This window comes from Pseudoalteromonas sp. NFXS53 (assembly GCF_056629255.1).
Genome location: NZ_JBWVBR010000023.1, coordinates 1 through 12,493, shown reverse-complemented (window position 1 = coordinate 12,493; position 12,493 = coordinate 1). Strand labels below are relative to the sequence as shown.

Annotated in this window: 10 protein-coding genes; 5 read left to right on the top strand and 5 right to left on the bottom strand. The window is 41.9% G+C overall.

The window, feature by feature from the left end:
- The first annotated feature begins 8 nt into the window (after positions 1 to 8).
- A complete protein-coding gene (locus tag AC1HJP_RS19015; protein WP_480363135.1) occupies positions 9 to 920 on the top strand; it encodes an AEC family transporter in 912 nt (303 codons plus the stop codon).
- Here AC1HJP_RS19015 and AC1HJP_RS19010 read toward each other — a convergent pair.
- Entirely contained in the window at positions 903 to 1,142 is a 240-nt protein-coding gene (locus AC1HJP_RS19010) for a hypothetical protein (RefSeq protein ID WP_130255620.1), read from the bottom strand. The two genes, AC1HJP_RS19015 and AC1HJP_RS19010, sit on opposite strands and share 18 nt — an antisense overlap.
- 292 nt (positions 1,143 to 1,434) lie before the next feature.
- Here AC1HJP_RS19010 and AC1HJP_RS19005 point away from each other — a divergent pair, with 292 nt between their 5' ends.
- Entirely contained in the window at positions 1,435 to 2,745 is a 1,311-nt protein-coding gene (locus AC1HJP_RS19005) for a short-chain fatty acid transporter (RefSeq protein WP_480363134.1), read from the top strand.
- Positions 2,746 to 2,803: 58 nt separating this feature from the next.
- On the opposite strand, the gene AC1HJP_RS19000 is transcribed toward AC1HJP_RS19005, so the two are convergent.
- The gene (locus AC1HJP_RS19000; RefSeq protein WP_480363164.1) at positions 2,804 to 3,817 is read right to left on the bottom strand and encodes a site-2 protease family protein; all 1,014 of its coding nucleotides are present in this window, start codon (positions 3,815 to 3,817) and stop codon (positions 2,804 to 2,806) included.
- Between the two features lie 138 nt (positions 3,818 to 3,955).
- Here AC1HJP_RS19000 and AC1HJP_RS18995 point away from each other — a divergent pair, with 138 nt between their 5' ends.
- Complete coding sequence (locus AC1HJP_RS18995; protein WP_480363133.1) at positions 3,956 to 5,164, top strand: EAL domain-containing response regulator; 1,209 nt, start codon at positions 3,956 to 3,958, stop codon at positions 5,162 to 5,164.
- On the opposite strand, the gene AC1HJP_RS18990 is transcribed toward AC1HJP_RS18995, so the two are convergent.
- On the bottom strand, positions 5,154 to 6,230 hold the full coding sequence (locus tag AC1HJP_RS18990) for a hemolysin family protein (RefSeq protein WP_480363132.1): 1,077 nt from the start codon (positions 6,228 to 6,230) through the stop codon (positions 5,154 to 5,156). The genes AC1HJP_RS18995 and AC1HJP_RS18990 overlap by 11 nt on opposite strands.
- A 109-nt stretch (positions 6,231 to 6,339) precedes the next feature.
- Here AC1HJP_RS18990 and AC1HJP_RS18985 point away from each other — a divergent pair, with 109 nt between their 5' ends.
- Together AC1HJP_RS18985 and AC1HJP_RS18980 are read left to right on the top strand one after the other, a co-directional pair.
- A complete protein-coding gene (locus tag AC1HJP_RS18985) occupies positions 6,340 to 8,790 on the top strand; it encodes an alpha/beta hydrolase family protein (RefSeq protein WP_480363131.1) in 2,451 nt (816 codons plus the stop codon).
- Positions 8,791 to 8,968: 178 nt separating this feature from the next.
- Positions 8,969 to 9,673: a response regulator transcription factor gene (locus AC1HJP_RS18980; protein WP_138481679.1), complete on the top strand. Its 705-nt coding sequence runs from the start codon at positions 8,969 to 8,971 to the stop codon at positions 9,671 to 9,673.
- Here the strand turns inward: AC1HJP_RS18980 and AC1HJP_RS18975 are convergent.
- Positions 9,670 to 11,181 carry a YifB family Mg chelatase-like AAA ATPase gene (locus AC1HJP_RS18975; protein ID WP_480363130.1) on the bottom strand — a complete coding sequence of 504 codons (1,512 nt, stop codon included), beginning with the start codon at positions 11,179 to 11,181 and terminating at the stop codon, positions 9,670 to 9,672. The two genes, AC1HJP_RS18980 and AC1HJP_RS18975, sit on opposite strands and share 4 nt — an antisense overlap.
- A 17-nt stretch (positions 11,182 to 11,198) precedes the next feature.
- On the bottom strand, positions 11,199 to 11,807 hold the full coding sequence (locus tag AC1HJP_RS18970; protein WP_480363129.1) for a trimeric intracellular cation channel family protein: 609 nt from the start codon (positions 11,805 to 11,807) through the stop codon (positions 11,199 to 11,201).
- Positions 11,808 to 12,493 lie beyond the last annotated feature (686 nt).

Here is a 12,493-nt window from a genome sequence, read left to right as displayed (position 1 = left end):
GAGTAGATATGAACCCAATTGATATTCTGTTCCCGCTGATCTTCGTGGTCACCGCTGGGTTTATTTGTGCCAAAATACAATTTTTATCCTCTACCCATTTTGAAGGGCTGCGCACCTTTATTTTCAATTTAGCCATTCCAGTTTTTCTTTTTCTTAGTATGTACAAAGCCGATTTACAACAGGCATTGTCACTCAATCTACTACTCAGCTTTTATCTGCCTGTGGTGCTTGTGTATTTTGCAGTATGCATTGCTTTTAAAGCGCTTGGTAAGCTATCACTGGCTGAATCTGCGGTTCTTTCGCTTTCTGGGTGTTATTCAAATACGGTATTAGTTGGCTTGCCCATCATAATCATGGCACTTGGTGAGCATTATGGCGCATTAGTGTTTATGGTGATCACTTTTCATAGTGCACTCTTATTTGCATTGACCTTTGCTTTAAGTAGTAATGTGAAAGGGAGCTTGGGTGAGTTATTAAAGCCTTTACTGCTCAATCCTGTCGTACTGAGTATAAGCTTAGGTATTGTGGCAAATGCCATGTCAGTTCCACTGCCTACAACACTCATCAATGGGCTAGATTTACTGAGCGAGCCAGCAATTGCTGGGGCGTTATTTGTGTTAGGTGCAAGTTTAAATCAATATTCGATGAAAGAAGCTTGGAAAGGCGCATTAATAATCAGCGTTATTAAGCTCGGTCTGCTACCCGCCGCTGTCTTTTCTTTTGCCACTTGGGTGTTTAACCTACCAGAAGCACATGTTGCCGTTGTCACGCTGATGGCAGCATCGCCACTGGGCGTGAATGCCTATTTGGTCGCAAGGCAATTAACCGTAAAACAAGATGTTGCTGCCAGCAGTGTTGTGCTCTCAACACTGCTCAGCGTCTTTACTTTAAGTATGTGGTTGCTAACGCTCGTACCGTGAACGATAGCTAGTATATTTCGCTGCATCTATGATTGCCCATAAGTGTGCAACCGCTGCAATGATCGCTGGAAGTACTAAGAACCAAAGCGCATAACCGCCAAACACGATGATTGCAAAAATAAGTGCTGGAATAATACGACCTTGTACCAGCTGGCCTAAACCAGGAAAAAATATATTACAAATTGCGGCGATTACATTACCGCCTGAACCTTGTTCTGCCATGGTAACCTCTCTTATTTAAGATTTCTGTTATTAACTAAACAGTAATCGTGCCAAAAATATTAGTTCATATAATTCAAACAGTTAAATAAATCACATTCTATTTTAAAGTTATAAAAGTGGTTTAATAAGCCATTTATTAGTTTTTTTACTCACTTTATTGGGCGTCATTTAACATACTGAATTTTAGATATAAATAGTAAGGCAGTCCATTCGATATTTAGTTATGCTTAAAAGATAACAAAGCACAAGATTAATTTCTTGATAGCTAAAAGAATAATAACAGGATTTCATCATGCTTTTTAAACTCTCTCAGCCCGTTACTAAATTGGTCGAACGTTATTTACCCGACCCCTACGTTATCGTACTTTTATTAACACTGGTTGTTTTATCACTGAGCATTACCTTGACCCCTTTTTCATTTGAGCAAGCTGTGACGTCTTGGGGCCAAGGCTTTTGGGCGTTGCTGACCTTTGCGATGCAGATGTTAATGGTACTCGTAGCAGGTTTTATGCTAGCTAGTACGCCTGTTTGTAAGTCGCTGCTTGATAAACTCGCGCAAAGAGCAAATTCAGGTTCTACAGCAATTGTCATGGTGACCTTAGTATCTATGCTTGCCAGTTGGATAAACTGGGGCTTTGGATTGGTTGTTGGGGCATTATTTGCCAAAGCGCTCGCTCGCCATGTACAAGTCGATTACCGCGTATTAGTCGCCAGTGCCTATTCTGGTTTTATTGTGTGGCATGGTGGGTTATCGGGTTCAGTGCCCTTAACCATTGCAACAGAAGGCCATTTTTCTAGCGACAGTATTGGGATTATTACAACGCAAGATACCCTGTTTTCGCATTTTAATTTAATTTTAATGGCCGTATTACTGGTTGTGCTTCCTCTTCTAAATGCCTTGCTACTTCCGCCTAAAGACCAACAAATCATTGTTGATAAAGAAAAGCTTGAAGAAAAAAGGGCTGCGGTTGTTAGTATCGATACCCCAGCTGAAAAACTAGAACACAGTAAGTTACTCGGCATACTCATTGGCACCTTGGGCTGTGGTTATATGGGCTATTACTTTATTGCGCTCGGTGGTGGGCTCAATCTAAATAGTGTGATCGGCCTATTCTTATTTTTGGCTATTTTGCTTCATCAAACGCCTGCAAATCTACTTAAAAGCTTGCAAGAAGCAGTGAGCGGCGGTGCCGGTATTATTATTCAATTTCCGTTTTATGCTGGGATCATGGCAATCATGAAAGACTCAGGTCTCGCTCAACAAATTTCCAATGTCTTTGTCTCAATGAGTAGCGCTGACACATTGCCATTTTGGAGCTTTATTAGTGCCGGCTTAGTGAATATTTTTGTCCCTTCAGGTGGCGGTCAATGGGCTGTGCAAGCCCCGATTGTTTTACCAGCGGCGATAGAGCTTGGCGCAGAAATAAACCGTGTAGCAATGGCTGTTGCTTGGGGTGACGCTTGGACAAACCTCATTCAGCCATTTTGGGCATTGCCAGTACTAGCAATCGCTGGCTTAAAGGCCAAAGATATTATGGGCTTTTGTCTGATCCAGTTAGCAGTGAGTGGCATTATCATTGCAGCAATACTCACTTTCGCTTAAATATTGCGAATGACTGAAAATATGTCGCCGTTACAATCATCAACGGCGACATACATACTTAATTCGATAAGATCTTCATTGGTAAGCTTAAAATCACATTGTCTGAACCAGCAAAGTGCATCATCACTGCAATGTGCCCCACAGCGACAACCACATACATCAGCGCTGAGACAATCTGACCATATCTATCAAGGGGTAACAGATGAGAAATATGACGCTCACGCCACTCAAACACTATCTCTAAACTGCCTATAAAGATAAAAAACACCAGTAGCATCAAACCAAATGTCCAACTGATATAAAGCCCCAGTAACACCCCACCAAAACAGGCTAGGAGACCCACCCAAGAACGCATAGAGAAACTGATACTTTTTAGTACGTGACCGCCATCCAGAGGTAGAATAGGTAACAAGTTAAATAAGTTAAGTAGTGCACTAAGCACGGCGACACCGGCAAAAATCTCCATATCTGTTACGTAATACAGCACCACCCCCAACACTGAGGTAATTAAGCCAAATGCAGGCCCCATTAAAGAGATCACCACATCTTGCCAACGGGTTGTAATTTTTTCATCACTAACCGCTAAGCCACCTACGAAAGGAATTAAATAGATCCCCTTCGTCTTGATACCAAAGTACTTCATCGCACGCACATGACCATATTCATGTACCACCAAGCAAGCAATTATCATCAGGGCAAATTCCAACGAGAATAGCCATGCATAGCCAGCAACTGAGGCACCCGCAAGTGCAGCCTTTACGACCTTAGCACTCTTGAAAATTTTAAAGCTAAGCATCGCTAAACCCAACCAGCCTCGCTTACTTTCAGCTTGTTGGTGAGGCACTTCGAGCCACTGTAGCGGTTGCGCATTCACAGCAACCCCTAGCAGCCCTTCTGCAAGCTGTGAGGTATTAAAATTCACTGCTTGTTCGTTTATCTGACAACTTTGTAGATGCTCAGATTCCGATTCAAGTACTAAGGCTTGTTGTTGATGAAAAACTTGAATTATTTGTTGTTGATTAAAAATCAGAGAAATTGGCTGTCCAGCCACGTTAAGTTCGATCCGAGTCATGACGTTAAAACTAAAGTTTTTTTCTATTATCCCAACAAACTCTAACAGTGACAAACCATCATTTTTTGATCTCGATTTGGTCATTTCTATTTCGCTGTTCTAAACTTAAATATCCTAACCAATTTCAGGGAGTGATTTATGAGCTTTAAAACACAGCGTATTTTGGTTGTTGATGATTCACAGGCCATACTCATGGTCATGCAGGCAATTTTGGCCGAGCTCGGCGTTGAGCACGTGACTTGTTGTGAGTCAGCACAAGCCGCATTGTCACTAGTAGAGCAACAACCAAAAGCCTTTGATGCCATTTTTACAGATTTAAACATGCCTGAAATGGATGGCATGGAACTGATAAGGCAACTCGGTCAGAAAAGCTATCAAGGCGGCGTGATTATTATCTCAGAAATGGACCGCCGCATTATTGACCTCGCGTCAAACCTAGCTAGACAGAATCACGCATTGCTCTTGGGTAATATTGCCAAGCCGATACAACTCGTTGAAGTAGAAAGACTGCTTAAAAAGCTCAGCACCCTCCCTCGGCCTCAGACAGAAGATGGCCAACTCATCAGTGAAGCTGAGCTATTACATGCATTGAGCAATAGTGAGATCACCCCTTTCTATCAACCTAAGGTAAATCGTGCAACCCAACAGATTGAAAGCCTCGAAGTGCTGGCTCGTATTGTCTCTGAGCAGCACGGTTTTACTGTTTTGCCAGCAAGATTTATTGATGTTGCCGAAGATTTAGATTTAATAAACTTAGTAACATTTCAGTTATTTGAAAAAGCCACGGCTGAATATGAAGCGTTGAAAGAAGAGCTGCCTCACCCATGTAAATTGGCATTCAACTTATCTCCAATCCAATTAGAAGATATGAATTGCCCGGCAAAGCTGTCTTTATTACTTGAGTTAAATCACCTTCAGCCAAGTGATATCATTTTAGAGATCACCGAACAAAAACCACTATCAAGTGCCAATCAGCTTGAAACGCTAAATCGCTTAAGAATGAAAGGGTTTGAAATTTCTCTCGATGACTTTGGCACCGGCTTTACGAATATTAACCAACTGAAGTCTCTACCATTTACAGAGATCAAAATAGACCGCTCTTTGATCACCCACATTGATTCTGATTACTTTTCACAAGTTATCACCAAAAGCTTGGTCGATTTAGCAATCAAAGAAGGCTTTAAAGTTGTTGCTGAAGGGGTAGAAAGAATAGAGGAATTACAGTATCTAGAACGATACAAGCATGATTTATTGATGCAAGGTTTTTTGATCAGTCGCCCGAAAGCCAAGAATGAGCTTATTCGCTGGATCCACTCTTGGCTTAGGATGACAAACTTTAATTCTTAGGCTGTTCTTCTTCTGTATCAGCTTCTATTAAATGAGAGTGGCCGTCGACACGATCACGCCATTTTTGTTTTGCGGCTTGCTGCATGTTGGTCGATTGCTCACGCTCATCAACAATATCCATGCCCATTAATGACTCGATCATATCTTCAAGAGTGACGATACCTTGCACATCACCATACTCATCGATAATCAGCGCAATATGGATACGCTTCTCTAGTAAGGCTTGGAACAGCACTGGCGCACCTAGCGTCTCAGGCACAGTATAAATAGGCTTTACTAACTTACCGATTTTGTAATCTTCCCCTAAGCGATGGAAGGCCAACATAATGTCGTTCTTATGCACGAAGCCAATAATGTCATCGGTATTTTCTGAATAAACCAAAATACGAGAGAAAGATACCGAGCCATGCTCAGACAAATACTCATTCACGGTCATATCTTTATGCACTTTAAAAAGCACAGTCCTTGGCGTCATGACGTTTTCAAGCTTGGCATGCCTAAACTGCAATAAGCTACGAATAGTCTCACTTTCTTCTTGTTGCAGTGCACCTGCTTCGCTACCCATTTCAGCCATAGCCTCAATTTCTTGACGAATAAAATGCGCTTCGTCTTGTTTGGAGCCAATTAATTTAGTGAGCTGATCTGACAACCACACGAACGGTTTTAGAATTCGAACCATCCAAGTTAAAGCCAGTGACACAATTGGCGTTAGTGCACGCCAATAAGTTGCACCTAACGTTTTAGGAATAATTTCTGAAAGCACTAATACCAATAACGTCATCACAGCAGACGCAATACCCACAGCAGCATCACCAAATACTGCAGCCGCTTGTGCACCAACACCCGCAGCCCCCGCAGTGTGCGCAACCGTATTTAAGGTCAAGATAGCTGATAATGGCTTATCAATATTGTCTTTTAAACCCTGCACTCGCTGTGCGAGTAGCGGTTTATCTTTTTTTAATATCGCTACATGACTTGGTGTAATACTGAGTAACACCGCCTCCATCACCGAACATAGAAATGAAATGGCAATGGCCAAAAACATGTAACTGAATAACAGAAACAACCTAAACTCCTTAATTTCGCAGACTCTCGCGACTTAATCGCAACTCTGCTGAAGATTTAATTTGATGTGCTATATTGGGGCAATTATTTTCCCTACAATAGGTGCATCAATGAAATTAACAACGGTCGCCACTTTACTATTTTCGGCACTGTCTACGCAACTTGTCGCTGCAGAGCTAGACGCAAATAAAGTAAAGTTTATTGGACCCCTTGCTGATACAGCAACAATCAAGCCAAATAACACGCCTTACCAAGCTACCATCATTAATAACTTATTACCTAAATTACAAAGTGATTCAAAGACACTGTCGGTATTAGGTAAAAAAGTGACTTGGCAACCACTTGGTGAAGTGAATGATCTAACAATTGCAGGCCTGCAAGCGATTAAGTTCAACTTTTCAGCAGAGCGCTTTGTGCAAGGTAAGTTAAAACTTAATGGTATCGAAAAAGCCCATGTATTTTTAAATGGTGAAACCTTGTCTGGAAATAAAGAATACGACATCAATGCGGTTACGGGCGACCACCAAGTTGTGATCGTGGTAGAACAAGCTGATGACTGGAAAAAAGTCTCGCTTGAGTACCTACCTAAAGCAGAACATGACGCTATTACACTGACAACAAAAGAAACTCGCGCACTTTCAGCTAAGCAACTTTTTGATGCACCAACAATCAGTTCTGTATCGATTTCTCCAAACGGCGAATACTATGTTGTTACTGAGCGTCATTACCAGAGTAATCATGGTAATAAAGCCATCAATAAAACAACGTTAACCGATGAAGAGGGTAAAGTCCTTTACCGCTTTGACGGCTTATCTGCGAATCAAATTAAATGGCGCGCAGATAGCAAACAGGTTGTATTTGTTCGCAATAAAGCCGTTACGGTTTTAAACCTTAAAGACTTAGAAGAGAAAGTGGTCGCTGAACAACTAGATGGCGCATATGGCTTCCAGTACTTTGACAACAACACACTTGTATTTGCTTGGTCTAAGTCGGATAAAAGTAAGCATACATTAGTTAAACACTTCAGAGGGTTAGAAGATCGCTGGTCTTATGCTCGTAATAACAGCCAAGTCTTCATGTTAGACATCAACTCTGGATTTATTAACCCTATCACTGAAGGCAAGTTGAGTCACTCATTGGCCGATTTTGATAATGAAGCTGGCACAATCTTGGTGACGCGTAATCCTAGCGATTATGCTAAACCGCCTCACATGCTAACTGAGCTTGTAGAAGTTAATTTAAAAGACAACCAGCAGACTGTACTTGGTCAATACCGTACATTTAGCTCAGCAAAATATGCCGATGATGGTATCTATGTGGTTGCGGGCCCTGACTTTGCGAATGGTTTAGGCCGCGCAATTCCTGAGAATATGCTTGCGAACAACTACGATGGCCAGCTTTACAAGCTAGACCGTCAAGGTAAAAATGCCAAAGCATTAAGTAAATCATTCGACCCTGCTATTGGTTCAATGCAAGTATTACGCAATGATGATGTCGTGATCAAAGTGACTGAGCGTGATACGCAACAACTGTATTTATACGATGAAAGCAAAGCTCGATTCACCAAGCTAAAAACAGGCTTTGATGTCGTTGGCAGATTCAGTATTTCTGACGAGCGCAACCCAGACTTGCTCGTGACTGGCACACAAGCATCTCACCCTCAGCAATTGAAGCGCTTAGATATTTCTAAAAACCGCGCTAAAACGCTGTGGGATTCAAAAGCACTTGCTTATGAAAATAGCGAAATCGCAACCCTATCTGAGTTTAACTTCACCAATAAAGAAGGCGTTGAGATTAAGGGTCGTGTATACACGCCTCATAACTTAGATGAAAGCAAGCAGTACCCTGCTCTAGTTTACTATTATGGTGGTACTTCTCCTGTTTCACGTGGCTTTACGGGTCGTTATCCGTTTAACCTATGGGCAGCACAAGGTTATGTTGTGTATGTGCTACAACCAACTGGTGCAACTGGCTTTGGTCAGGAATTCTCTGCTAAGCACGTGAATGCATGGGGTGAGTACACTGCAAACGATATTATCGAAGGCACTAAAAAGTTCTTAGCTGCACACCCTTATGTAAATAAAGACAAAGTAGGTAACTTAGGTGCATCTTACGGTGGCTTTATGACCATGCTACTTGCGACTAAAACGGACTTATTCAGTGCATCGATTTCTCACGCAGGCATCTCAAACATTACTTCTTATTGGGGTCAAGGTTGGTGGGGCTACCTATACTCTGGCGAAGCTTCGAAAAACAGCTTCCCATGGAATAACCCGAAACTTTATTCTGATCACAGCCCAGTTTTCCATGCTGACAAAGTAAACTCACCGTTATTACTTATCCATGGTGACGCTGACACCAATGTGCCTCCAGGTGAAAGCCACAACATGTACACGGCACTTAAGTTGCTTGGTAAAGACGTAGAGTTGATTGAGTATAAAGGCACTGATCACCAAGTATTTGCCCGTGACCGTCGCTTCCACTGGTGGGATACAATGCTCGCTTATTTTGATATGCACTTAAAAGATCAACCACAGTGGTGGCAGTATATTTATAAATAAGTATGCATATACTATGTTCACCTTAGGGTATGCACTCTAAGGTGAACCATTTTAATCACCCTTAACAGAACCAATTGCATAAATGTTTATGCAATTGTTACAAATTGTCATTATTCACTTCTCAGCAATGTTTTCACAGTGCTAATATATACATAATTATTGAATAGATAGCTGACCTATGAGTATCAAAGTATTATTAGTAGAAGATGATGAACTTTTAGCAAAACGCATTATAAGCCATTTTGCTGAAACAGAATTTAGCATCGAAATTGATAGTACCGGTGCAACTGCATTAGCCAAAGTCCAGCAAGCAACGCAAGCTCAAGAACGATTTGTGCTGGCTATCGTCGATATTGTTTTACCTGCCACTGACGGTTTAGCATTAGCGAAAGAACTCAATACCTTGACAGATATTGGTGTCATCATGCTATCTAGCAGAGACTCTCAAGCTGATAGGATCGCAGGCTTAGCACAAGGTGCTGATGACTATGTTTGTAAACCAGTTGACCTACTCGAGCTTGAATTGAGAATGCGTGCTTTGTGTAAGCGTTTAACGATTGCAAATGATGACGATGAGTCTGAAGAGTTTATTGAATACTCAGATTTCAAACTTCATCCAGATAATCGCACTCTGATTAATGGCGCAGCGGAAGAGTCACGATTAACTGAAGCTGAGCACAAAGTACTTATTTGTTTAATCGCCAATGCAGGCAAGGCGACTTCTAGAGAAAAAATTTCAGAAGATATCGGCCAACCAGACTGGAGCCCAAGTGACCGAACAGTTGACGTGCTCATTGGTCGCTTGCGTAAGAAGCTAGGCGATGAAAAAGAACAAAAACGCATCGTTACGGTTCGCGGTAAAGGCTACATGCTATCTACTTAATACGCGGTTAGCTGAGCAAGTAATCGCTCGAAAGCGCGATAACTTAGCGCCTCTTTTAGAGAGACTAAATCTATATCCTCCTGCAAGTTTAAATCTGCAATAGTGCGCGCCACCTTCAAAACTTTGTGATATGAACGTGGTGACAAAGCCAATTTCTCGGCCGCTTTTCCCAGAAACATAGCATCTGCTTTTGATAATGAACAATGTAATTGCAGCTCTTTGGTTGATAACTCTGCGTTGTTTTTTTCTTGTCGTTGATAAGCAAACTGAACGGCTTTTTCTACCCGCATACGAATGTCAGCGCTCGATTCTTCAGGCTGATTAGACTGAAGTTCTTCAGTCGTCAACCTTGGCAATTCAACTTGCAGGTCTATTCTATCTAGAAATGGTCCTGATACTTTTGATAAGTATTTTAACACTTGATCAGGTGTTGCCCGTTTATCGCTATGATGCCCAGTCGGGCTGGGATTAAGTGCCGCAACCAACTGAAAGTTTGCAGGAAAGTCGACCTGCCTAGCAGCACGAGAAATAGTGACTCGGCCCGTCTCCATCGGCGTTCTCAGCGAATCTAAAACCTTTCTATCAAATTCAGGCAGCTCATCTAAAAACAAAATACCATTATGCGCCAATGATATTTCTCCAGGCTTAGGGTTGGACGACCCACCAACTAATGCAACTGCTGAGCAAGTATGGTGCGGAGATCTGAATGGACGGTTCAACCAATTTTGATGTGTGACCGACTGCCCTACTAGAGAGTACACAGCAGCAGTTTCAAGTGCTTGCTGCGTTGTCATTTGAGACATAATTGTTGGAATACGTTGAGCCAACATAGATTTACCGGTACCAGGCGGCCCCAAGAAAAGGAGGTTATGACCACCTGCCGCAGCAATTTCTAATACCCTCTTTGCTATTTTCTGACCTTTCACATCACTCATATCTAATTGCTCAAAAGACTGTTCAGAAACTTCGTCGTAAATAATATTTAAAGTGAGTGATTGCTGCCCATGCAGATCCAGCCAAATTTCTTGCAAGCTGGTGACAGCTTTTCTATTTGACTGAGATACTAGACTTGCAAGTTGATCGTTACCTTTAGGGATATAAGCAACATGATTCTCTTCAGTAGCAGCCATAACCGAAGGCAAAATAGCAGTAATAGCAGAAAGCTCACCACTTAATGCTAGCTCCCCAAAAAATTCAAAGTTACTTATCTCTGTATTTTGTATTTGGCCTGAGGCAACCAAAATCCCAACAGCAATTGCAAGGTCATATCGTCCGCCTTCTTTTGGCAAATCTGCAGGGGCTAAGTTTACTGTTATACGTTGGTCTGGGAACAAAAAGCCTGAATTAACGAGTGCAGAGCGAACTCGTTCCTTAGACTCTTTTACTGAAGCTTCAGGTAGACCAACAATGATAAAAGCAGGAAGACCATTACTTAGGTGAACTTCCACCGTTACTTTAGGTGCTTTAACTCCAACTTGTGCACGGGTAAAAATTTTTGCTAAAGACATATCCTTGTCCCTATCAGTTAATATTTAAAAACGTGTATCACCCAGTTGTAACGCATCGCCATTAATCGAACAACTAAGGTGGTTAACATGCCAAATAACATGCTTACTTCTATCGCTATAGAAAAAGACATAAATTGAGTATAGACGATCCCGCCCAAAATACAGGTAATAGCATAGAGCTGCCCTTTTAAAAGCAGAGGGATATCACCAGCGAGTACATCACGGATCACCCCACCAAAACACCCAGTTAGCACCCCCATGATCACTGACGTTGTAGCAGGCATACCTATAGACATGGCTTTTTGCGTGCCCATAACAGCAAAAAGTGCCAAACCGAACGCATCTGCCACCTGTAAAAATTTACTCGGAATTTGCTTTTGCTGGTTCAAAACTACAATACTAATCAATACTGCACTAAAAATAGCAATGAAATAACTTGGATCATGCAGCCAAAAAACCGGCTCATCTAAAATAATATCTCTCAGCGTTCCGCCACCAATACCTGTTACCGCAGCTAGCACGACAACACCAAAACCATCTAAATGCTTTTTATGGGCAATAAGTGTCCCTGAAATAGCAAAAACCATGACACCGAGTAAGTCGAACCAATGGATGAGATCGCTCATTAAAATTCCTGAAAATAGATAGATATGAAAAGCTAATTAAAAACGAATTATAAATTAATTTTTTAAATAATGAAGTAAAGTGCAAAAGGTTACCGACAGCGAACGTAGTGAGTCCGGTTCTTTTGCGCAAGGTGAATATCGTGCGAAAGGTTAATGACACAGCGTGAAACGCTGACATTCTTTTCGCGCAAGGTGAGATAAACCATTTTAGCTGGAGTTAAGGGCGTCTAGATTAAGTACGGTGAAGGTTGCTCACTTCACCTTGCGCTAATTCGTCTTTTTATCACCGAGTATTGCCTCATCACTGTGCAGGACGATTTAGCACCCTAAACGCAAAAAACCCGCTGCATTGCTGCAACGGGTTTCTTTAATTGCCCGGGGCAACCTTTGCTGGCGATGTTCTACTTTCACATGGACGAAATGAAACCGAAGCGAAGCTTCGCAGTTCATTGAGATGAGCACATGGATGTGCGATGGAACCCAGCTTCATGGATGAATGTAGTGCAAAGTGTTAACGACAATGAGCGAAGCGAATACGTTTGCTTTGCGCAAGGTGAGATAAGCTATTTTAGCTGAAGCTGAGGGGGGTATGTTTCAGAGTGATAAGAGACGCTACTGTGAAGGCTGCTCATTTCACCTTGCGCTAATTCGTCTTTTTATCACTGCTTACAATCTCATCACCGTGC